General features: G+C 58.0%; 23 protein-coding genes and 1 pseudogene. 15 read left to right on the forward strand and 9 right to left on the reverse strand.

Annotated features, from left to right (window positions below; genetic code table 11):
• Positions 1-580: 580 nt before the first annotated feature.
• From nrdH to ABIE52_RS33690, 7 genes are all read left to right on the forward strand, one after another.
• Positions 581-811 carry a glutaredoxin-like protein NrdH gene (nrdH, locus tag ABIE52_RS33660; protein ID WP_192713671.1) on the forward strand — a complete coding sequence of 77 codons (231 nt, stop codon included), beginning with the start codon at positions 581-583 and terminating at the stop codon, positions 809-811.
• A gap of 32 nt (positions 812-843) precedes the next feature.
• Positions 844-1,164, forward strand: coding sequence for a hypothetical protein (locus tag ABIE52_RS33665; RefSeq protein WP_192713672.1), 321 nt, complete (start codon positions 844-846; stop codon positions 1,162-1,164).
• Between the two features lie 6 nt (positions 1,165-1,170).
• Complete coding sequence (locus ABIE52_RS33670; protein ID WP_192713673.1) at positions 1,171-1,746, forward strand: DnaB-like helicase N-terminal domain-containing protein; 576 nt, start codon at positions 1,171-1,173, stop codon at positions 1,744-1,746.
• Positions 1,743-1,937, forward strand: coding sequence for a hypothetical protein (locus ABIE52_RS33675; protein ID WP_192713741.1), 195 nt, complete (start codon positions 1,743-1,745; stop codon positions 1,935-1,937). Before ABIE52_RS33670 ends, ABIE52_RS33675 begins: the two co-directional genes overlap by 4 nt.
• Positions 1,934-2,146 (forward strand): hypothetical protein, encoded by a 213-nt coding sequence (locus tag ABIE52_RS33680; RefSeq protein ID WP_192713674.1) that lies wholly within the window; start codon positions 1,934-1,936, stop codon positions 2,144-2,146. The genes ABIE52_RS33675 and ABIE52_RS33680 overlap by 4 nt, the downstream gene beginning before the upstream one ends.
• Positions 2,147-2,148: 2 nt before the next feature.
• On the forward strand, positions 2,149-2,319 hold the full coding sequence (locus ABIE52_RS33685) for a hypothetical protein (RefSeq protein WP_192713675.1): 171 nt from the start codon (positions 2,149-2,151) through the stop codon (positions 2,317-2,319).
• Positions 2,320-2,521: 202 nt separating this feature from the next.
• Positions 2,522-4,021 (forward strand): serine/threonine-protein kinase, encoded by a 1,500-nt coding sequence (locus ABIE52_RS33690; protein ID WP_354541609.1) that lies wholly within the window; start codon positions 2,522-2,524, stop codon positions 4,019-4,021.
• Between the two features lie 79 nt (positions 4,022-4,100).
• Here ABIE52_RS33690 and ABIE52_RS33695 read toward each other — a convergent pair whose 3' ends face one another.
• A complete protein-coding gene (locus ABIE52_RS33695; RefSeq protein ID WP_192713676.1) occupies positions 4,101-4,658 on the reverse strand; it encodes a hypothetical protein in 558 nt (185 codons plus the stop codon).
• A 55-nt stretch (positions 4,659-4,713) separates the two neighbouring features.
• Positions 4,714-6,963 (reverse strand): NucA/NucB deoxyribonuclease domain-containing protein, encoded by a 2,250-nt coding sequence (locus ABIE52_RS33700; RefSeq protein ID WP_192713677.1) that lies wholly within the window; start codon positions 6,961-6,963, stop codon positions 4,714-4,716.
• A gap of 435 nt (positions 6,964-7,398) precedes the next feature.
• Here ABIE52_RS33700 and ABIE52_RS33705 point away from each other — a divergent pair, with 435 nt between their 5' ends.
• Positions 7,399-7,842, forward strand: coding sequence for a hypothetical protein (locus tag ABIE52_RS33705; RefSeq protein WP_192713678.1), 444 nt, complete (start codon positions 7,399-7,401; stop codon positions 7,840-7,842).
• 743 nt (positions 7,843-8,585) lie between these two features.
• Complete coding sequence (locus ABIE52_RS33710; protein WP_354541610.1) at positions 8,586-9,137, forward strand: class I SAM-dependent methyltransferase; 552 nt, start codon at positions 8,586-8,588, stop codon at positions 9,135-9,137.
• Between the two features lie 182 nt (positions 9,138-9,319).
• On the opposite strand, the gene ABIE52_RS33715 is transcribed toward ABIE52_RS33710, so the two are convergent.
• Together ABIE52_RS33715 and ABIE52_RS33720 are read right to left on the reverse strand one after the other, a co-directional pair.
• Positions 9,320-9,880 (reverse strand): recombinase family protein, encoded by a 561-nt coding sequence (locus tag ABIE52_RS33715; protein ID WP_354541611.1) that lies wholly within the window; start codon positions 9,878-9,880, stop codon positions 9,320-9,322.
• A gap of 353 nt (positions 9,881-10,233) precedes the next feature.
• Positions 10,234-10,692 (reverse strand): hypothetical protein, encoded by a 459-nt coding sequence (locus ABIE52_RS33720; protein WP_354541612.1) that lies wholly within the window; start codon positions 10,690-10,692, stop codon positions 10,234-10,236.
• A 573-nt stretch (positions 10,693-11,265) separates the two neighbouring features.
• Between ABIE52_RS33720 and ABIE52_RS33725 the strand changes: the two genes are divergently transcribed.
• A complete protein-coding gene (locus tag ABIE52_RS33725) occupies positions 11,266-11,619 on the forward strand; it encodes an Lsr2 dimerization domain-containing protein (RefSeq protein WP_192713682.1) in 354 nt (117 codons plus the stop codon).
• 423 nt (positions 11,620-12,042) lie between these two features.
• Here the strand turns inward: ABIE52_RS33725 and ABIE52_RS33730 are convergent, their stop codons facing one another.
• From ABIE52_RS33730 to ABIE52_RS33740, 3 genes are all read right to left on the reverse strand, one after another.
• Complete coding sequence (locus ABIE52_RS33730) at positions 12,043-12,174, reverse strand: hypothetical protein (protein ID WP_354541613.1); 132 nt, start codon at positions 12,172-12,174, stop codon at positions 12,043-12,045.
• Positions 12,175-12,704: 530 nt separating this feature from the next.
• On the reverse strand, positions 12,705-13,169 hold the full coding sequence (locus tag ABIE52_RS33735; protein WP_064689787.1) for a hypothetical protein: 465 nt from the start codon (positions 13,167-13,169) through the stop codon (positions 12,705-12,707).
• Positions 13,170-14,072: 903 nt separating this feature from the next.
• Positions 14,073-14,699, reverse strand: coding sequence for a hypothetical protein (locus ABIE52_RS33740; RefSeq protein WP_192713683.1), 627 nt, complete (start codon positions 14,697-14,699; stop codon positions 14,073-14,075).
• Positions 14,700-14,902: 203 nt separating this feature from the next.
• On the opposite strand from ABIE52_RS33740, the gene ABIE52_RS33745 reads away from it, so the two are divergent.
• Positions 14,903-15,145: a hypothetical protein gene (locus ABIE52_RS33745; RefSeq protein WP_192713684.1), complete on the forward strand. Its 243-nt coding sequence runs from the start codon at positions 14,903-14,905 to the stop codon at positions 15,143-15,145.
• 332 nt (positions 15,146-15,477) lie between these two features.
• Here the strand turns inward: ABIE52_RS33745 and ABIE52_RS33750 are convergent, their stop codons facing one another.
• The gene (locus tag ABIE52_RS33750; RefSeq protein WP_192713685.1) at positions 15,478-16,221 is read right to left on the reverse strand and encodes a hypothetical protein; all 744 of its coding nucleotides are present in this window, start codon (positions 16,219-16,221) and stop codon (positions 15,478-15,480) included.
• A gap of 238 nt (positions 16,222-16,459) precedes the next feature.
• On the opposite strand from ABIE52_RS33750, the pseudogene ABIE52_RS33755 reads away from it, so the two are divergent.
• Together ABIE52_RS33755 and ABIE52_RS33760 are read left to right on the forward strand one after the other, a co-directional pair.
• Positions 16,460-16,723, forward strand: a pseudogene (locus tag ABIE52_RS33755) (recombinase family protein); the annotation flags it as partial.
• 6 nt (positions 16,724-16,729) lie between these two features.
• Positions 16,730-16,945: a helix-turn-helix domain-containing protein gene (locus tag ABIE52_RS33760; protein ID WP_354541614.1), complete on the forward strand. Its 216-nt coding sequence runs from the start codon at positions 16,730-16,732 to the stop codon at positions 16,943-16,945.
• Between the two features lie 222 nt (positions 16,946-17,167).
• Here the strand turns inward: ABIE52_RS33760 and ABIE52_RS33765 are convergent, their stop codons facing one another.
• Positions 17,168-19,876 (reverse strand): DEAD/DEAH box helicase, encoded by a 2,709-nt coding sequence (locus ABIE52_RS33765; RefSeq protein ID WP_192713686.1) that lies wholly within the window; start codon positions 19,874-19,876, stop codon positions 17,168-17,170.
• Positions 19,877-20,320: 444 nt separating this feature from the next.
• On the opposite strand from ABIE52_RS33765, the gene ABIE52_RS33770 reads away from it, so the two are divergent.
• Positions 20,321-21,208, forward strand: coding sequence for a nucleotidyltransferase domain-containing protein (locus tag ABIE52_RS33770; protein ID WP_192713687.1), 888 nt, complete (start codon positions 20,321-20,323; stop codon positions 21,206-21,208).
• A gap of 4 nt (positions 21,209-21,212) precedes the next feature.
• The gene (locus ABIE52_RS33775) at positions 21,213-22,109 is read left to right on the forward strand and encodes an S-4TM family putative pore-forming effector (RefSeq protein WP_192713688.1); all 897 of its coding nucleotides are present in this window, start codon (positions 21,213-21,215) and stop codon (positions 22,107-22,109) included.
• Positions 22,110-22,417: the final 308 nt, after the last annotated feature.

A 22,417-nucleotide genomic window follows, 5' to 3' on the forward strand; every position in this document is an offset into this window, starting at 1 on the left:
GCGATCGACTGACCCGATGTTGCGGCGATCCCCGACCCGACAGGGTGGGGGATCGTCCGCCCTTCCGCCCCGCACCTTCCATTTCCGGCCGGCGGTCAGAGCCACCGGCGGACCGGAAGGGCGGAATGCGGACACCACCACAGGCACACCAGAGAGCGCCCGGCAGCCGGACCCTAACCGCGATAAAAGCGCAAAGAAAAGGAACCGACCCGCCCCGGTGTGAACATTCTTCTATCCCGACACTCGCGCGTCAAGGCCGCTCCAGAAATAATATCCACACGCGCCACTCGCACGCTCGAACAAAGGCGCTAGGATGTTTTTTCCTACGCTCACCTTGGCTCACTCCCGCCGAGACCAGAATATCGGCACATACCAGGGGAAGGGGAGAAAGTGCCGGTAGAACGAATGCAAGTAGCTGCGTATGTCACGGTTCAGCATTAGAGAAAGAATGTGAAAATGATTGAAGATGTCATTAAATAAATCGGAAACTAATCGAAGAAATGCCGCGAAAGTATTGTTCTATATCGCATTATTCGATAGAATGAAATCAATAAAGAATCACCGACAAGGGGGAATGAAAATGACGATCGCCGTATACACCAAGCCCGCATGTGTGCAATGCAATGCCACTTACCGCGCACTCGACAAAGCGGGAATCGAATATGACGTCATCGACATCACCGAAAACGCGCAAGCCCGCGATTACGTCATGAGTCTCGGATACCTGCAAGCCCCCGTCGTCGTCGCAGGAGAAAACCACTGGAGTGGATTCCGCCCCGACGAAATCAAGAAGCTCACCACGGCCGCCTGACCACACACTTTCACCAGCGAAGCGAGGACACCATGACCGCAGCAGCATTCACCTTCACCCCCGGCGCAGACTTCGTCGACCGCGCACTCGACGCCGAGCTCCGCCGCGACAGCGAATCCGTCGACCGGAAACTGCGCACCATGCTCGCCGCCCTCGACGACTCCCTCGCCGGAATCAGTGATGCACGCGAAGAACTGCACACCCTCTACACCGCCCCCGGCACGGACACCGCCGAAGACGTTGCCGGCCATGACCAGGACATCGCAACCCACCTCGCCGAGGCCGCCCGCAACCTCCGCGCGGCCGCCGAGATCCTCCGCAGCCACCGGCAACTCACCTCACCGCGACCCTGACCTCCCATGCCCACCGGCGACAGCAAGGACCCCGACGTGACACTCTCACTGGCCACCGCCCCCGACTTCGACGACCTCACCGACAACGACAGTGAGATCGACGAATACAGCACCGCCCTCGACGTCGAAGCTCAACTCCTGTGCTCACTGCTCTGGGCACCCGCCGAAAGCGCGAAACGCGCCGTCGCAGCCCTGACCAGTGCAGACTTCTACCGGCCCGTGAATGCGGCACTGTTCACCGCCATCTCCGAACTCGCTCTGGCCGGCAAACCGCACAACAGTGCCCACGTCTTCACCACCTTGCAGCAAGAAGGACGCACCAGCGGGCACCTCGGGAAACAGCTCACCAAAGCACTCACCGACATCACCACCATCGGCGTCCCCTCCGCCGAACTCGAGCACAACATCGCCGCCGTCCTCACCCAGGCCTACCGCCGCGGATTCCGCGAAGCAGCACGATCCCTCGCCCAAGCCGCGGAAGAGCTCCCCGAAGATCAACTGTTCGAGCACCTACTCAGCATCGGCCGCGAACGCCGCGCCGCCTCCCAACGTCTCGCCGCTATCCGCGAAGGTCGAGCATGACCAACAAGCCAAGGGTGTTGAAACACAGCATCTTCGGAGTCCTCGCGCTCGCCGTCGCGGCCTTGGACTTCACGATCGGCACCAAACACATGATCACCGCCGGAATCATCGCCCTCACCGCCTCCGCCTACAGCTTCACCAAAGCCAACAGCCTCCGAAAAGCTCCAAACGACAAGGAGAATCGACCATGACGACCGAAAAAGACACCAGCAAACCCGGCTGGAAAACGCACGCCGTTGTCGCGCTGATCAGCCTCGCCGTAGGCATCATCTTCCTCAGCGTAGGAACAACCGTTTCCCTCATCGCCGGAACAAGCCTCCTCGGACTCGCGGTCTACCACTACGTCTTAGCTCTACGTCTCCGACGAGAACTCAACACACCCACCGAAGAGGAGGGTTGAACGTGAGCGACGACGAACACGACGCCTGGCAACTACACCACCATCACGGAGCCAGCTGGGAAGACATCGGCACCGAAATGGGATGCAGCCCCACCACCGCGCAAACCCTCGCAGCCGCCTACGAGAAACGCACCGACACAGCAGCCCACGACGCGCAAAACGCCCTGTTCTGACCCGTCGACACTGCAATCCCTGTCGGACCGAACGGCACCCCTCGGCATCTCGCCGAAGAGACACTCGCCGCCGGAAACAGCCAAGCCTCAGAGACTTTGAATCCAAAGCATGATTCGGGTGAGGATAGCTATCCAACGGTATTAGGTTGTCACAGCGACCGTTCCTCAGAATGCGCTGTCACACCCCTATAACCTCATCTCCGTGAAGAATCTCGTGGTTGAGGGCGCTCAGATACAGCTCGGGCAGCGATGGACTATTGGAGATCGCATCGGTTCCGGGGGGTTCGGACAGGTCTTTGCCGTCAGAGGTGATGAGGGGGATGAAGCGGTGGCAAAATTCGTGCCTCAAGTGCCAGGAGCAGGTCGTGAACTACTTTTCGTCAATCCGACTGATGTCCGTAACGTAGTGCCTGTCATTGATTGTGGAGAATACGCAGACAATTTTGTGCTTGTGATGCCCCGAGCCGATCTGTCGCTACGCGAACACTTGGATCACTCAGGAGGCACCCTTTCGATTGACGAGACTGTCGGCATCCTCGGCGATATCGCCGATGCCTTAGCTGATCTGGATGGCAAAGTTGTCCATCGCGACCTCAAACCCGAGAACGTGCTCCGGCTCGGCGGCCAGTGGTGTCTCGCCGACTTCGGCATTTCTCGATATGCAGAGGCTTCCACAGCACCGGACACACACAAATTCGCAATGACGCCGCATTATGCAGCTCCGGAACGTTGGCGAAACGAACATGCCACCATAGCGGCTGACATGTACGCACTGGGCGTGATTGCCTACGAGATGCTCGCTGGCGGCTACCCTTTTGCGGCGAACACGGTCGAGGATCTGCGTAATGCCCATTTGCACAGCGACCCCAAAGACCTTGTGGGCGTTCCAACCGTTCTTGCCACGCTGGTCGAGGAATGCTTGTACAAAGCTCCCGCCGCACGGCCGTCCCCGGAAAATTTTCGTGCGCGTTTGAATCGTCACCGCCAGCAGGTGAGCTCTTCACCTGGCCTTATGCAGTTGCAGGAGGCAAACCACGCGGAAGTGCGCCAGCGCGCAGAAGCGGCACGAAGAGCATCGGAAGCGAAAACGGCTGACGAGACACGATCCGAGCTTGTGAGTACCGCGAAGCGGAGCCTCCTCCGTCTGTCGCATCAACTGCGAGATGAGTTGATGGACTCGGCTCCTTCGGGAGACTGGAAGAGCGAGAGTGACGCGAGTTGGAGGGTACGGCTCGGCCAGGCAACCCTCACCTTCAACTCGATTCGTCGACAGACCGGGGCGCCCTGGGGTGGGTGGCAAGCGCCCGCATTCGACGTTGCCGCGTTTGCCTCTCTCAGTCTGCGGGTGCCAGCCGATCAATACGCGTACGAAGGCCGCTCGCATTCACTGTGGTTCGGAGACATCCAGAAAACTGGCGAATACGGCTGGTATGAAACGGCATTCATGATCTCACCCATGGCGAACAAGCAGGGAAGACAAGATCCGTTCACCCTCGACCCAGGCGAGGAGTCAGCAAAAGCGGTGTGGACCGGAATGGCGGAGTACCAGGTCGCATGGCCGTTCACGCGGCTCCACTTGGAGGATCTTGATGAATTCATCGGCAGATGGGCCAGTTGGTTGGGACAAGCCGCAACCGGTTCGCTGAACCGTCCCTCAACTATGCCTGAGCGTCCCGCGGAAGGAACTTGGCGGCGATCGTAAGGGAAGTTGATCTGTTGATGCCTGGTCGGCGGGCATCAGTAGTTCAGCCATCGAGAGGGCCCCGAAACGCCGACGAAAGTCACAGCAGCAAAGTGGGATCCCGGCCTACGAGTCGTCGTCGGTCTTCGTCCTCCGTGGTGGTAGGCCAGACTTGAAGTAGAAACCGCTCCTCAGTGGGAGGATCGTTGTCATCGCGATGCTCGCCGAGATTCTTTCCTCGATTCAATTCGTGAGCGCGCACCCGATAGAAGCCCGCGCCGGCCGGTGTCACCGATCGTTCAAACATTCCGGGCGATGTCGCGGCGAAGGGGTAGTAGTTTCCAGCCGCCGCATGCGTGTACGCGCTCAACGCCCGAAAACCTAACTCTTCTACTGTTTCCCAGTCGCCTTCGGCTAGCTCGCGCGGTTCGCTGTCGAGGACGTGAACAGTCAGATGAACTCTGCCGCGCATCACGCCGGTAGATACGGCGACGACCCCCGGGGCTGCGGTCAACAGATCGAATCCATCCGGGGCATCCGGAGGTGGGAGGTAGTCGTCGACGTCCTCGGCGGATGTGACGTCCAGGTCGGCAGGCGGGTCGTCGAGCAGGCAGATTGATCTGTACTCCGCCATGACCCAGCCGCTCATTTCGTCCATCCGCCGAGAACTCCTAATCAGGATTGGTGTCGACTTACTCAGCTAACGTGCCATGTCAGGGATGGTACGCGTTGACGTAGTAGGTGTCAGTGCCCTCGAGGATCCTGTTCTTCCGATGGAAGGCCGGCATGATCCCACCTCCGCTCGAGTTTTGTTTCGCTGGAACCATGCAGATGCTGTACCCAAGCGGATTGATAACACCCGTTGGGCGCGAGTCGATTTGGCACCACCAATGAGTGCGAGGGTACGACGGATTGAGGCCGTATGCTGCGCCTTCACGGGTGGACTTGAACGGGTACTCGTCGCATTCGTAACCGGCGGGGCGCGGAAGCGTCGGATCAGTTGTTTTCGACGGGCAGGCCTTTCGTGTGTTCTGTCCGGTTTGAGGGTTCGTGTCGTAGATTCGGTGGAGACCGTATCCACTATTGGGTCTGCCGGGAAGACCTGAATTCTGGGCCCAGAGAACATGATCGAGAAGCTGCGGCTTCGATACTGCACCGGCATTCATCTCGAGGATGGCGCGGCCGGCGGGAAGGACGCAGCCGATGTTCTTGATGCCGGTGTCCCCGTAGCCGCCGTCACAGCGGACTTGCGGATACACGAACGTCTCGGTGGTCGTCTCGTAGGTGACCAGGATGTTTGGTGTGTCGAACATGCCCTGGAGGTCCAAGGCTAGAGCTGAGCTGACAGCGGCGGTGCCGTTGCTGATGTTTTTGAACTTCTGATCGATTACGAACATCTGTTCGCCGTTGGGGGCGAGAGAGATGTAGGTGTCGGGCGTGTACTCGTCGGTGCGGTTCACGTCCTTGTAGAACTTCGTATCGAAGGTGGCCGGCTTGGCCGCATTGTCCAAGATCTTGAAGCTGAAATTGCGGTTCGAGAATATGCCACTGGCATACAGGTATTGGACCCGGAGGGAGCCGATTCCGGTCACGGACGGATCTTTGGCGGTAGTACGCATCCCGATTTCGACCTTGGCGAATGCTGTGCCGATCACGTCCTTCTCGCCATCGAAGTTGAGGTCGGCGTTGACTTCGGCATCGAACTGGGTGTTGGACTGCGAACAGGCGTAATGCCGTTCGCCCCGTACGTCTTCGGGCGTATCGTCACACCACAGGCGAGGGATTGCATTGGGGATCGGATCCTGCCTCATCGGCCGGGTGAGATTCTTGGGCGCGAAGCCGGTGAAGGATTCCGATTCCGTGGTTGTTGTGGGCGCTGTGGTGGTCGGTGAGGTTTCCGATTTGGGGGATGCAGGAAGGCACGTGGGTGCCGTGGGGGTGACGGTTGTCGGAGTAGTCGTGGATGGGGGTGTGGTCGAGGTTCCCTCTGCCGGGACACAGGGGTCAGTGTTAGCAGGTGTTGTGGTCGACGGTGCAGGGGAAGTAGTCGTTCCGGGCGTTTCGGTGGTAGAAGTTGGCCCCTCGGGGTCCATCGGTACAGGTCCGGGAGCCGTTTGCTGCTCTTCTGGGATTCGGAGCACCGTTGGGTCGGGGGTCGTCGGACCGGGGTTCACGCCGGTTCCGCGTTTGGTGCAGATCCGATATTCACCTTGCCAGGGCCCACACGTTCGTGCGATGTCGGCGATCCTGCCGATGACCTCACCCGGGTAACTGTTGCTGGGGTCGTCCACCCCGATCGTCGGGCTCGTGTCGTTCGGGTCCAAGTCGAGTTCCGGCGAGGTATTCAGTTGAAGATTCCCACCCTCGAAATCTTGGCGAATTCCGCCGTTGTAGGCGTACTCATCTCCCACTGGGTAGCCGAGTGAGCCGTTTTCCCATCCTTGCTCGGCCCAGCGGTCGCGCATCCAACCCAAAACCATCTGTGCACCTGTTGCTTGGCTCCAGTAGATGGACCCGCCCTGGAAGTTGTTGAGGCGGCCGTTGTTCTTGGACAGGAAAATCTCTCGGGTTGTAGGGAATCCCAGCGTCCCGTTCTCCCACCCGGTCTGTCCCCATTTGGTGCGGATATTGCCCCCGATTTGGTGGGCTCCGACGCCATTCTTCCAATAGATCGAGCTCGATCCGAACTCTTGCCAACGGCCTCCAGTGGCGTCCAACTCCGGTGTAGTTGGATTTCCGAGTGGACGGCCGAGGTCGATCATGGCTTGGTATTCGTTTTCGATCTCACCGTAGATGTCGATGCCGTTGACGTTGCGGAGTGCGGTCGCAGGAGGGGCGGCGAGGAGACCGATCGTCATCACGAATACTGCGGTAAGTCCCACTGCGCGGGCTGCGGATTGCAAACCGTAACGCGGGCGCGATTTCCATTTTTGGACAGCGTTGTGCCTGAGACGTTTCTTCACGAGAAATCACCCTCCGAGTAACCCACATGGGCGCAACGACGTTCGATTCGGCGCTGCGGATCGAACCAGTAACTAGCGAATAGTCCGGTCGGTACGGAACCTAACACGGTGCCGATAAATGCGCATCGTCTACTGGGGAGTATCTGAGAAATATCAAAACCATTGCCTGTAAGTAAGATTCATCGAGATTTCGCATTTGTCGGTTTTGTCCTATTTGTCACAATGTAAATAATGGGAGTAGTAAGAACCCCGTCGGATCTCTAAAGTTCAGTCCGAACATCGCCTGACGGAAAAATTGATTGATCGGCACGGTGGATGCCGGCAACTGAAATGGGGCACCCGGAAACCGATTTTGTGAGTAATATGCTGCGGCATGGATATTCAAGTACCCTCATCCGCCAGCGCGGGCACAAACCTGCCGTCCGGGAGTATTCGGTGAACTCTGCACTCGGCAGAACCGTCCTGCTTCCCGTCGCTGTGACCTTCGGAATCATCATAACTGTCGTAGGTTTCGGCCCTGATGCGGTGGCCTCGGGAGGCGGGAGCTCCTTCGTCTTCGTGGCCATCATGCTCGTGGTCGCAATAGCTCAAGGACTTATCATCGGGCTCATCGCAGTTCTAGCAACCAAACTTGCATACCGGGCGACTGCTGGACCAGCGGCGGCTTCGCGGTCCCGTATGCGAATCAGCCTCGCAGCCCTTCTATCCAGTGGGGCCGTCGCCGCCGCAGTGCTGCTGTACATGTCTGTAGCCCCCCAGCGAGTCGATCATCCGTCCATTGCCGTTCCTGTAATCGTCATCGCACTTGTTGCCGGCCTATCCGCAGCGATCGCCGTATTGAGGCGAGGGGCTGGAGATAATCCAGATACAAACGTATGAACCGTGCCGCCGTGTTCCGCATCCAAGCGGACATCCTCTACCTTGACAAGATTCCATGCCGAGGGGCGAGGGTCAGCATCTTTCCGTTGTGTTCGAAACCCCTACAGTCCAACAGCTAGAGATAACATCATCTAGTACTTTTGGTGGGTAAAACAGGGGCGATGTTAGTACTTTCGAATGAGAAGTTGATTTCAAAATCTGAGCTCGCACCGAATTCGGTCCCGCTCGCGACGGTCGATAAAGATCGATCACTTCACCTCTTTGTGAGCCGATCCTGGAGCAGCGTTCAAGTCAGAGGCTCATACAGTTAGGTGTTTGTTCATCTGATGGTGCCTGTTCTGCACGTTTCTTGTGGAGTTAGTCGCGGGTTCTATGCCGCGCGGGAATCGAGCTCGTCCCGTACCAGCGCCAATCGAATTTCGTCGTATCGACTCAATTCCTTCAGTCCGCAGAGCCGGGCTGCCTCATCGACCAGCTCCGAGTCCGTCATTCCTCGCCTGCCACCCTTCGCTACGAAACCTACTTATTGGTTTGTTTCGGTGGGGTGCCGATCCCCTCGGCGATCAACAGACGCTGACCGCAAACGGTCGTTACTGGGCGATCGAGCTGAGGATATTGATGGCGACCTGAAGTGTCCGCGAGACCGTGTCGAATTCGGCGTGGCTGGCGGAAACGCTAGTTAGCGCGTCAGGGAGACTCGGGTTATGTCCCTAGAGTCTGTCCAAGCTTCCTACGGAGCGAGAGTGAGTGAGTACATCGAGGTAGTTGGCCGCATTGAGCACGTGGACGCCCCCGACTTGGCTCTCGTCGAGCGTTGGGCGCGAAGCATCGAAGGGCCGGTGCTTGACGTTGGGTGCGGCCCCGGCCAGTGGACGCACTATCTCGCCGGCCTTGGTATGGATGCCGAGGGAGTCGATCCTGTCCCTGAATTCGTCGAGAGCGCGCAGGCTAGCTATCCCGATGGACGCTACCGGATCGGCCAGGCCGAAGCGTTGGGCGTCGATGACGGATCGCTTGGCGGTGTGCTCGCTTGGTACTCACTCATCCATACCGACCCCGAGCAGGTCGACACTGCACTCACCGAGTTCGCTCGTTGCATCCGTCCAGGAGGTGGCCTCGCGCTTGGGTTCTTCACCAGCTCGACGCTGGGACCATTCGAGCACGCGATCACAACGGCGTATTACTGGCCTGTTGATCAACTCACGTTCAAGGTTGAGGCGGCAGGGTTCACCGTCACACACACCGAGTCGCGAACGGATCGATCGCACGGAGCGATCCTCGCAACACGCACTTGACTCGGTCGGCCGGAAACGAACGTATTAGGCCCACGAATCGATCGGAATCGGCGCGATCGAGCGACCATGCGAAACCGTCGACCGAAACTCATCCCGAAACCAAATCGGCCGAAACGGCCGAGTAAACCGTTTTCGGTCGTTCGATTGATTTGCTCATGCGAGGTTCTGGATCTCACATTTAGTCAGCTGCTGGGCGCGGCGAGGTGGCGGTACAAGGTCGCACGGCCTATCCCGAGTACGGCCGCGATCTCGCTCTTGGGAGTTCCGTCTTCGATCATGCGCTGAATTTGGCGTGCCTTCGCTGCGTCGATTCGCTTCGGTTGACCGCCGATACGACCGCGTGCGCGGGCAGCGGCAAGGCCGGCGACTGTGCGTTCCTGAATGAGAGCGCGCTCGAATTGTGCTAGGGCGCCGAATATTTGGAAGACGAGCATCCCACCGGGAGATGAAGTGTCGATCGTTTCCGTCAAGGATTTGAACGACACCCCACGAGACTGGAGATCTTCGACTGTCTCGATCAGATGCGTCAACGAACGACCTAGTCGATCGAGTCGCCATACGATCAATGTGTCGCCGGGCCGAAGATGGTCAAGTAGGTCGATCAGTTCGGGGCGATCGTTCTTTGCGCCGCTCGCCACTTCCTCCCAGACTCGATCGCAGCCGGCCTTCGCCAGAGCGTCTCTCTGTAAATCCAACACCTGATCGGTGCCACTAACCCTCAGATATCCATAAACGGCGCTCACAAGGGATGACTGTCTCAGAAACGTCAGACACGCTCCAGTGGGCGCAACAGAAGGTGAGACGGGTTTCTGAGACATATCACAGTTCGGTAACGGAAGTTAAGGATTCAGGTCCGACACCTACACGGAGCGGCGGAAGCTTCATGCGCGACTTTCCGCCTCCGGATGGCGGCGGGGAGTGGCGGTGTCTCAGCTTCCGGTGTCTTAGAAACGGACGATTCAGAGACATGGAAGAAAACAGAGAGCTCCTCACCGTTGTGGACGATCACGCTCAGGGAGGGGGACGACTCGCCCTCGTAGAAGCTCACAAAACTGTTGAGTAACCATCGATCCGTCATCTGCCCAACCCGACAAGGTCAGTGAGAACCGGACGCTTCCAGACTCACCGGCCCAGCACCCTGCCTCGCCAACCATGTCCGACGGATGCTGAACACCTGCAGCACAATCGCTAGCAACACCGCCAACAACGCAACCGGGAAACTACCCACCACCAACGACAGCAACGCCGGCGAGGACGACGTGAACGCCGAAAAGAAACCCACCACCGATATCACCAGCAGCAATCCCGCGACAACCCACCCGGCCCAAGGCTGCGGCACCACGGCTGGAACCAAGCACAGCAACACCGGCACCGCCAGAACAGGAATAACCGACCACCCGAAATAGTCCCAGATCGACTGATCACACACCGCCTGAGGCAGAGAGAGCCCGATCTCGCAATCGGTGATCTCAAGTATCGACCACGACGCCACGAACACACCCAGAGCGGTAGCGATGATCGCCGCCACGATCCACAACAACCGGATTACCGTCATCACCCGAGCATGCCATCCGCCGCCGCTCTTGAAGGACGTCGTTTCCTCACTTGAGCCTGGACACCCTTGTCGAGGTTGGGCTCCAGGTATCGACGAAGGTTGGCTGCACTGGGAATTCCCCTAGGCCTTCAACATGTCTCACGTGACACTGTCTCGGCAACGGTCGTTTCTGGGGCACAGGTTCCGCGTTGAGGCTCTTGCCTCAGATGCGGGCAAGAGTCTCACTAGCTGCCCTCATTGCATTGATTGCCTGATAGAAGGCCGAGCGATCGTCTGTCTGGCTCGAACCATCGCGGCCCACCGGATCGAAGATCTTTCCGTCCCGTGAATGTCAACCAGAGTTGATCGTAGAGTGCGGCCAGCGGAAATCCGGGGCGGTGCTGCAATGCGATGGGACGCGTCTTGGTGAAAGTATTGCAGGGATCTCTTCGTGTAGTTTCAACGAAACATGTTTGGGTAGTAGCTCTTTCGAGTACAGTTCGGATGTGTTACAGGCTGAATGGGGGAGGGTCATTCGCACCAAAGTTGGCGGGTGCCCTGAGATAGGCACTCAACTTGGAGGATAGTGAATTGGTGGAGAGGCTGATCCGGCATCGTGTTGATGATCTCGACGGGTTGCCTGTCGCTGATGATCTCAACCAGAGGATTGAATTCTCATTCCGTGGAACGGACTATGTAATCGATCTCAGACCAGCGAATGCGAAGAAGATGAAAATGGTTCTGCGCCAATACATTAAAGTCGCCCGGAAGGTCGAAGTTGTGACGACCGACCAGGCGACAGGTGTTGAGGAGTCGTTTAATTCTCCGTGTACTGAGGACCACCTGGAGGTAATCCTTCGGTGGGCCAAGATGCACAATTACGCACCGTCTCCGTCCGGGAACGTCACAAAACAGATAGTTCAGGCATTCAACGCCGCACACCGTTGATTCACTCGACAAGACAAACAATAGAGCCGCAGGACCCGAAGGGGCTGCGGGGAGTGGTTCTTCACCTTTGATTTCGGGGTCGTTAGGTCCGTTCGCCCTAGCTGAATCCACCGGTCGCTGGCATGTACCGAACGTATTTCGATGGGGCCTACGGCCAAGGAACGGGACAGCGTCCTCAGTGGCTGACTAGTTCAAAATCGGTCGCTGGCAGTGGATTTGACCCATTCTTATGCCGTCGTGGCCCCGTCCTCCGGAACGTCACGCCGGTGTCGACCGGAAGTGGAGGCGCCCCACCGTTCGAGGTGGTCCAGGAGATTGCGCCGGACGATCCCAATCCCGAAAGTTGACTGGGATGCCGGCGTACTCGCCCTCGCCGTCAGACACCCGGAACCCCTGTCTTGCTCGGGGATCCGGGTGTTTGACTCAAGCGGACTGGTCGCCGAGGCTTTGCAAGCCACCGCCCTCCATGGAGGCCGTGAGGAGGCCTCCGAGGACGACATTGCCCAGGCTCGTGATGAGCAGGTCGACCATGCTGTCGAAGTATTTTCCTAGCATTGTGTCTCCTTACGAGAGGGCTTTGAGGAAGGTGGGCAAGAGTTTTCCGAGGCCGTTTGGCCCTCCCCATGATCCGGATGCGACCATGAGCAAGTCTACGAAGAATTTCTGTAAATCCACGTCGGTAGTCCCTTTCTGTCGTGGAGTGTAGTTCTGCTAAAGAGGGGTACCTATGGAATACGATACGGGCTGTTTTATCAGGAGGGTGTAGAGGATTGGCAGCATCTGGGTGATGGTCTGTCCGAGTGAACTGGTGGCATTTTGGATTGACAACATGATGTCTCCCTCAATTGTGATTTCTGTCGATTGTGGCGGTTATGAGTACTCGTTTCCGGACATCGTGTTCAGTCCGGTCAGAGAGCCTCCGATCAAGGTTGCGAGGCCACTGATGAATGGGGTGAGGGCTTTGAACAAGTCGACGGACATGTCCGTCCTTTCATAATCCGGAGTGGAGAGGGAGGAATGGAGATGTGAACCGAGGGTTGCCCTCGGCAGGGAGATGCCGAGGGCAACCAGAGCGGATCAACGGGTCAGTAGACTCCGTCAAACCCATAGGCAGACTGCAGTGGGAACGCCCACTGGGAGAAGAAGTCCGAGAGATAGATGCCGGACGATTCCCATGTTCCGAAATTGACCGGTGTACCGGCCTTGGTGCCGTGCAGCTTTACCCAACCACCGTTGTTTTGGATGACATTGACCAATGACGAGGCACCCTGAAGGCAGTAGCCTCCATCAGCCGCGGTGGTCACCGTGGCGGGAGGAATCGGGTAGCTCGCGACCGGCACTGTCGAGGAGACGGTGGGGTCGTACAAATCGCCGGAGATCGAAACACCGCCGACACCTGCACCTCCACTGTCCCGGACGTTTCCGCAGAGTTGGTAATTCGCGGACGGCCACTGCGGGTCCGCGGCCTGGGCTACACCTGTTCCCAGGACGGTCATTGCTGCTGCGCCGGCGAGTACGCCAGCGACCATTGCCTTGTTCTTGACCTTCATGCAGATACCTCAGGTTCTCTATTGCGACCCTGGATGGAGAACTGCTGGCCACGGGAGGCAGGTCGCCGGAATCAGCCTGTGGCCCAAATCACGATTTCAGGAATCGTGTACGAACAATAACCTGTTTCAGTTTTTTGTCGACTCAAACGGAAATATTTCCAAAAGAACCGCTGAACTGGCTTGATTTTGGGGGGCCTACCAGGTTCGGCTATCGATATTTACGTGTTACCTGTCGTATACGTGAAACATTTATCTACGATTGACCTGTGACGATTTTCAGGTTTTAGTACTTTTGAATTAGTTCTTTGTGACTAATAATTCTTGTGTTGAGTTTCTCCTCGGGATCGTGCGGAGGTTCAAGATCAATGTTGAATGCGGTCGAACTGGAAGTAACTGCCCACGGATGGTCGGCCTTGCGGTCTTCGAAGGCGAAGAGGTGCCAGGACCGGTACGTCGGGGCCATCGATTTCATGGATTCGATGTGGCCCGGTCGAGGTGGGAAAGCATGGATTTTGTTGTAAGTTTGTCCGGATTGCAGGCAGTGATGAAGTTGTCCGAGGAATTTGTTGAACATGGGACGTTTGGCTTTAGAGAGCCAGTTCCCTTTGGCTACGCGCACCTCGCGGTGTCGCTGCACTCAGGGCGAAGATTTCAGTGATGCCATCACGCAGGTCAAACCGGCGACGGCGAGACGACGGTTCTTGATGTGGCCGGTGCATTTGGCCGGTCCTCTTGCCACTGGCGTGGGTGGGCGGGGCGGATCCGGCGAGATCCAATGCAGTTTCTGTCGGCCATTCTCAGTACAAGGAATAGTGCCGATAACATTTATTATGTCATTCTATGGTCGAAATGTGCTGTTCAGCAACGAAATACATTCACCTTGAACGTGCATCGTCAGTGTCGCTACCAGAGTGAGAGCGGACGTCCTGCGGCCTCGGCCGCAGCGATGCGCTCCTCGATGACGTCGACTCCTACGTTCTGTTCGACCCCGATACGGATCGCGGCAGCGATGGCGCGAGTGCGACCCGCGGGTCCTCGAACATCGGCGAGTGGACTGGCGATGTTGCGTCGCCGAAGCTCGTATTCACTGCGGTTGCTGCGATTGGTGCCCAACCGCATGTGTGCCGGATTGGTGCAGCCGGCGAAGTCACATTGATGGCACAGCACCGCGTCGTCGGTGTCGGACCAGCCCAACCTTGAGATGACACCGTATTCGAGCTGGTACGCGAACAAATGCGCCGGCACGGTCCCGCGCCGAGACGGCCCGGGCAGACTCGCCGCCCGGAACGAACCATGCCCGGTTGAGGACACACCGCCGATCCACGGCCAGCACTGCTCCCGGCGCCGTCGGAAACGCTTGGACTCGAAACGAGAAAGGACGGCAGGATCGTCGAGCCAGGAACGCCACAGACGCTCCGGAATGCGTACAGGCTGGGGCCGCCCGATCAACGTCATCTGGAACGCCGGTGGCGCGGGAGTGCTGTCGGGCATGCCGGGCAGCGGCGATGGAGCATCGTTGACGAACGTCATCCCTGCTCCTGGCACTCGATCCGGACTGTTACCCGAGTTGACTGTAAGAAGGTGCACCGACAGAACCTTGTCCCGCAGTGACGTTCGGTAACAGCTCCAGGGGAGATAACGGCATCCACCAGACCTCATCCAACTGCGCCCGTAGTGGCGAAGGCTAAGGTCCGCAGCGGTAGCCATGATGTTGCTCTGCCAGAATCAGGTAGATGACCGACAAAAACGGCAAAAGCGAAGACGTGACCGCAGTGGGTTCGCGAGTGCGAATCGCGGTGCCAGGTGCCGATGTCAGCGTGACATCCACGGGTGTGGTGATCGAGGACTACGCGGACATGGTCATCGACCGCGGTTCGGTGGGGCGGGACTGGGCACCGGTACATCGATGGGCGATCGCACTTGACGACGGACGACTGATCTTCGCGAACGACGAAGACCTGGCAGCTACAGACTAGGTCGGGTGGGCTGCGAGTCAGCGGAAGCTATTTTGAACTCGAACGGAACCTGAGCGGTAGCAGCCTCACGCGCTGCTACGGAACGACCGCGTTCGGCGGCTCAAACCGATCCATACAGAAGAACGCCGCCGATACGCCCGCCATGGGAGAGCACTCCCCCTTGTTCAAACGGATCATGCCTAACTAGCTGCCGGAAGAACTCCCGACAGCAATCCATGCCTTGTGCGATTCTCAGTGGAATCCGTAATTGCAAATGCAGCGTCAGTGATCGTGATCGATTGCCTCGGCGGGCGCGAATCCCAGATGTGTCCTCGCGAGGATTGGTGAAGGGACTAGTCAGAACGAGTCGGCTGCCGCTCGGGCTGGAGGTCGTCAAGAGTCAGGTCATGGGGTAGGCCAGCGGCATGCGCGATATCAGCGATTCGAAGAAGGTCCGCGTTGTCCTCGAGTAGCATTTCCAATGCAGTCTTGGCGAGCACTGCCGACCACCCGAGAGCCATCTCGAAGTCGTTCGGAGGAGTTTCCGAGCGAGGGTGAGGATGCAATGTGATTGCTCCGGTCTTTGCGTCAACTGATGCGTGCTCCGCGATAGTTGCGCCCGAGATGTGCACTGCGACAGTTAGACCGCGGTACACCGTGTATAACAACCCGCTCTTGTCGAACCTCTTGCAAATTGACTCGAACGAGGGCAACAACTCTGCTTTAGGAAGTTCAAGCAAGGGACGGAGCTCGGCGGGAATCTCAGCAGCGTGCGGTTTCAGTCCCTTCAGCATGCGGCTATGCGATTTGTCGATGGTATTGCTGATGATGACTTCAGAGCCTTCGGTCAGAACTATCCACTGTGAAATCAATGCATGTTCGAACGCCACACGGACATTCGCCAAAGCGGCAAAGCTGTGTCCACGATCGTGTAGCAACAAACTTGCGCCGACCTGAGTCAGCGAATACCGCGCGAACGAGTAGACCGCTTGGAAGCGCGGACTGTCGCGGGAAGGCACCGCCAATGTCTTCCGGGCCCGCTTATCCAAATCCAGTGTCCTACGCGCTGCCTCCAACCACCGATCGGTGTCGTCCATAGGTTTCGTCTCCCGAGAAGCGCTGTCGAGGTTAAGCCGAACCCAACGGATGGAAGGTCGACGATTCGAAGTGACAATGTTGACACACCCTCTCCAGATTGAGATCAAGCGTCCCCGTCCCTGACCAAAGCGCTCCGCGGCACAGTCGACCGAGATCCGACCAACGCCCACACCAGTCGCTCTCGAGCAAAACCCCGAACTGCAGCAGCACGCACTCCGCCAAGCCGGCGCGATCCGCATCTTCACCGACTACGAATCCGGCTCGAAGACGCAGCGCACCCAGCTCACCGAATGCCTGAACTACCTCCGCGAGAACGACAGTGATGTCCTCGTCGTCTGGAAACTCGATCGCCTCGGGCGATCCGTCCGCCACGTCATCGATACCGTCCACAACCTCGGCGAACGCGGCATCGCGTTCCGTTCCCTCGCAGAAGGATTCGACACCACCACCGCTGGCGGTGAATTCCTCTTCCACATCATGGCCGCCCTCGTCCAGATGGAACGCCGCATGATCGTCGAACGCACCCACGCCGGCCTCGAAGCGGCCCGTCGGCAAGGCCGACACGGCGGTCGGCCGACCGTCATGACACCCGAACGCACCGAACTCGCCCGCACCCTTCGCGAGCAGGGAAAAAGCCTCGCCGCCATCGCGTCGACACTCGGCGTCGGTCGATCCTCAATCAGCCGGGCTCTCTCGTCGACGAGCGGAGCTGCAACTTCGTAGCCGCGTACCGGAGCCTGGTACCAGAAATTCTCTCCTGGTCGTAGGTTGGTCCTCGATCAGCGGAGCACCTGTCAGCCCAAGCAACGACGCAGGCCCGTTGCTCTGCACCGCGATCAAAACCGAAAACTTTGAAGGCCGTTCGATCGGCTTCGCCTCCGGCCTGTGCTGGCACCGGGCGATTCTCTCGGCATCAGTCTGCGACGCACGCAGCAGTTCACTCACTTAAACCGCGCCGCGAATTGGCTCCCGAGTGAGTCTCTCCCTGATCTGTGTCGGTAGTACTCGATGTTCCCAGAAGATTCGCGCGGCACTATCGTGCAGTGCTTCGGGATCGACACCGAATGCCACACCGCGCAGTTCGTTCCATGCCCGGACAACATCGTGAGCAATCTCTGCAATGAGTTGTGTGGGCACGAGATACAGATGCGGTCGTGCTATGTCGACGGCGTCAGGATCCACCACGCGGCGAGTCGAGACGATGAACGAGACGCTGCCGGAAGGAGGCTCGTCATGAGCACGGTCGCCCGCAACCGAGTCCAGCTGAGTGTTGGCCTGCCGTACGTAGTCCATGCTCAGCAGCCCATGATCCTCCGACTCGCTCTTTGCCTCGACCGTGATCCAAGCCGAATCCCAGATCCACACGGTGTCTGCACGGCCTTTTCCTTGCGGCTTGAAGGACTCGGATGCTCCGATGAGGAGGCCCAGTTCAGCCAATGCCTGCTCATATGGGGGCGCGCTCTTCTTCGATAGGTTCGACAGCATCGTCGACGACCGATTTGCAAACTTGCCGGGTGATGCGAGCCCTCCCTTCGTTACCCTGGACACAATGTTTCCGATGCTCTGGGCGTCTAGCGGGTCTTCGTCGATAGGCGCCGACGGCAAAGGCTGTACTTCTTTTAGCCAAGTAGTGCCCTCTGCCTCTTTGTGAGCGTCCCGCAGAAGCTGTGTAGCACGTGCTACGGCGGCCGAATTCCCGTTCTCCTCAGCCGCAAGAGTGGACCACGCGCTGCCGAGATACGCCCACAAGGCTCTGTATGGTCGCAACGAAGTTGGTGGCAGATTGTTGAGGACATCGATGGCTGCTCTGGCCGCGCCTTCCCAGTCTTGTTTCCAGGCGTGCGACCATGCACGGACTTCGCGGGGCGCACTGGAGGTCAGAACCGCAACATTCGTCGCAGGTTTCCGGACTGCGTCTTTTCGCAACTGAACTAGATCGGGTTCAGCATCTGCTTGCCAGATCTCATCCTGCTTAAGAGCACTCTCCGCCAGAAGCACCAGATCGTCAGCGGCAGTTTCGCTGACCTCGAGCCCGAACTTGATCTCGGCTTGGAGCTCTACCGGTAGGGACTCCCGAACTTCCCGCCGCGATAAGAATCTCAAGAGGTCATCCCCTTGGACGACAACCACTGCCCAATCGCTTGGGCCGCGAGTGCACCGGCCTACCCCTTGAAGCACTCGTGTGCGGATACGCTCATGGAGCACCTCGCCGGCTCGCAGTTTGCTCTCAAGAAATCGATCCTGAAGATGTGAGGCGGTGGGTAGTCCAGCCATCAACATCAACCGACAGGACTCTGCAGCGAGGTCCATTCCGTCATATCGGTTGGGGGCGAGAAGAGTGCCGGTCTCAGCTTGTAGGAAGGGCTCAAGACCTGCGTCCGTCTTAGCATCGAAACGCTCAGCGTGCGGTACCTGCATGGCATTCGCGATGTCAACAGCGCTCTGGTCATCGGGAGTTAGAACAAGCCTCTTCTTTGACAGATTCAGTAAGGCTGCCGTGACGTTGCTGACACGATCCTGGCTGCCGGAGGTATATGGATCTTCCGCATCGACGGGCTTAGTTGCATCAGGTGAGACGGGTATTGGTGCGCTAGGTGCAGATAATGAGGCATTTAGCATGGTCGGGTCGACGGGTGCGAGTGCAAGCTCCGGAAACACGAAGAACCGTCGACCACTGCCTGTCCGATCCCAAGCCGGAGGTACAGGGACACGCTCGATCGGGGTTCGCCCGAATGCTCGCTCAAGCTCGCCGGCATCACCGAGGCTGGCGGACAGATAGACGCGTTGCGTTGGGTCAGTGAATGCATCGTGCGCGAAAGTTGGCGGAATCATCGGACGGATGTAGACGCCACTCCGAGCCACATAAAATAGACATGAGCTGAGACGTGCTCGCAGCATGCCAAACGCGAACTTGCGGTTATCTCCAATTGTGGCAAGCACCGCTTCGATGTCGGAGATGTTCTTCGCGACTGCTTCGATAGGTAGTAGCCGAACCTCGGCGCCGTCCGCCGCTGCATCCTCGGACGCCATCCGAGCGAGGAAACCTGCGTCGACTGCACCTTGGAATGCATCGAGCAACAGTGTGTACTCCGCATCTCCGCGTTTTATGAGTACCGACCATGCTTCAGCGACATAGCTCTCAGCCGCGTGCGCGTCGTCGAAGAGCACAGTTTGGGCATCGCCGAGGTGAGGGCGGCTGTTGAAAATCGAGCTGTATGTAGTGATGGCAATCGCAGATCCGTTGGTGTACCGAGTGAGATCTGCGGCGGCCCACTTCCGGTGCGTGCCAACTAGTAGTGCTGGTTGAATGCCTTGCTGTTGTGCTTTGAGTTGAACCTGGCGCGCCAGCTGAGTCGTTGGGCATGCATAGAGCACTCGTTGACCTAGCGCACGCCGACGCCATTCAGCTATCAGCAATCCGACTAGTGTCTTGCCTGATCCCGTCGGCAATTCAAGCGCGACGTCGGGCGTTTCCCGGTGTTTCGTCGAATAGGTTCGTAGCTGGTCGGCTTGGTGGGACCAAAGTGCGCCGACCCCATGTGGCGTGCGCGGAAGGTCACCAAACAAGCTCTCTGGATCAACCGAGTTAGTTGCCGCTTCTTGCTTCCGCTTGAATCGAGGTCTCGGTCGGCTCACAGGATCTGGTGACGTCATGAAATGTAGTCTCCCTCTTGTTGGGATAGCGGGGGGTGGGATCAGTATTCGCCAGTACGGGAATCCTTCTCACCATGCTCCGCGCACTCGTGCACCAGCACTCGCTTTGCAAGGAGTTGCAATCGGACGCGGCAGCCAGATCGGGATTGCATCTCATCTTCCGTAGCCAGAGTTTGCGTGGACTGTAGGGTCAAATACCCAACTGCGTTGTCGAGCCGGAAGTTCAACATGTCGATAACATCATTATGTTATTTCTTCGATGAAATACTTTGCGCGGCAACATAATATGTTGAAAGTGGACGGGCAGCATCAGTATCGCAGTGCGGTACCCGAGTGAGAGAAGGCGTCCTGCAGCCTCGGCCATAGCGGTCCGCTCGATCGTCTTGAGTGGCTGTAAGATCTCCGTCTAATCAGATTTATTACTGGCAAGCTGAGAGGTTGACTGTGACAGCGCTCTGGCAAGCGATGGACCGGTACTTGGAAGAGCGTGCGCCAACGGACACTCACAAAATTGAGGTACGGCGCTACCGGCAGCGGCTACACGATATATTCTCAAGCGAATACAACATGTTGGCCTTCTTCCAGAGTGGCTCATTCCAGCATGGAACCGCCGTCATGCCTCACAGCGACGTCGACTACATCGTCCGAATCCATTTCGAAGACCGCCCGTCATCTTCGACCACCATTCTCAACAGAATGCGAGATCTACTTACTCGCGAACTTACGGAGGCCACTTCGGTCTCAGTGAGCCGTCCGGCCGTGACTGTTAAGTTCCCGAGTATCGTCGCTGACTACGAGATCACGCCTGCGTACCTAGTCCGAGGGTCCACAGATGAAGACCGAGTTGTCGTCATCCCAGCATCCGAAGGCCAATGGCGGGAGGCGGCCCCTCAAGCTCACAACAAATTCGTTGCGGAGATCGACCGCAAGCACAAGGGGGACGCCCGGGAACTGGCTCGCCTGCTCAAAGCATGGAAATATCAGCATTCCGTCCCGATCTCTTCGTTCTACCTTGAGATGCGTAGTGCTGAGTATGGCAAGAACAATTCCAGCATTTGGGCGTTAGCATCCTTGCGTTCGATCGTCACGAAACTGATCAGCACAGAACTCGCCGCGATGAACGACCCGACACTTCTTGTCTCTCGTATCACTGCATGTTCGGCGGAATCTAGTCGTCGCGTGTCGATGATGAAGCTCCGAACACTGAAGTCAAACCTCGACATAGTTTACGATGAATGGTCGAAAAAGGTTCCTGACATGACCAGAGCCAATGGAGCGCTCCGAGATATTTGGGGTTACAGCTTTCCCTACTGCACTACGATCTCGGCCTGACGAGATGGAACCTATCGATGCGCCGTTGACGCAACCTCCCATCTCAGTTGCGCAGAACAGTGAACACTGCCAACGTCTGCTCGCCGCGCAATCTCGCCTTTATACCGATGCGAAGCACAGCCATGATGTGCGGATCCTGATCATCGGTGTCGTTGCAGCGCTCACTATCGCGGCAGCCCTGGTGTTTCCTGAGGCAAGGCAGATCCTCGGCGGTATCGGGGGCGGCGCGACTTTTGTGGCATCGCTCTGGGCCAGCAGACGCGAGAAGCAACGAAGACGAGTGGCCGCCTGCGTCCAGGAGGAATTTGACACGCACGTCTTCAAAATGTCCTGGAACTCAATTTTTGCGGATCACCCATCGCCAACCGTGATCGCTGAATCAGCAAGACGGTATAAGGGGAATCGAACGCGAGACTGGTACCCAGATACGGGCCAGATTGCCCGACCTCTCGATGTATTGATATGTCAGCGAAGCAATCTCGGCTGGGGATCGTCCGTCCATCGATTCTATGCAGGGTGTCTGACGGCCGTTGGCGCGGTGACTGGGATGGCTTGTCTCGGCATCGGGTTGGCTGCGGGATTTACTATCCCCGAATGGCTTTTTGCGATGGTGGTTCCGCTACTGGGGCCCGCGCGTGAGCTAATCGATATGGTCCGTGCTCACACCGAGAGTGCAGAGACCAAAACGAAGGCGGAGGCTCAAGTTCTCGAACTTTGGCGTCGAGGCAAGCAAGCCGGCGAAAATGTTTCAATCCGAGACTGTCGAGAAATGCAAGACCGAATCCTGACTATTCGTCAGAGTAACGCGCACATCCCCGACTGGATCGACAACATTCGCCGTGGCCGCAATGAAGAGGCGATGCAGGAGGCTGCCCGACACATGATTGATGAGGCGCAGTAAGGCGGCGAACTCCCCGAATGCGAGGGACGGCAGATCCCTTGGGCGAGAACAAAAGAAGGTGAGGTTCATAGTCCCACCCGCGCAAAGGTGGCCGATGCGTAGCTTCTGGCTCAGAGGCCGTTGGCGTGGTTCTCGGCGGCTGGCTCCTGTGCTCGGCAGTTGCAAGCGAAGCTAAGATCGCCGCCAAACATTACCGCTCTCCACGCTCATATGCCGCCACCGCCGACGCGATGCACGCGTAAGCATTTTTCATCGCGGCCACCGCAGACTCTTACATGTCCCAGCTCTCGCCGATATACACCGGCCTC

The sequence above is a fragment of the Rhodococcus sp. OAS809 genome, from assembly GCF_040546695.1.
Taxonomy (GTDB): Bacteria; Actinomycetota; Actinomycetes; order Mycobacteriales; family Mycobacteriaceae; genus Rhodococcus_F; species Rhodococcus_F qingshengii.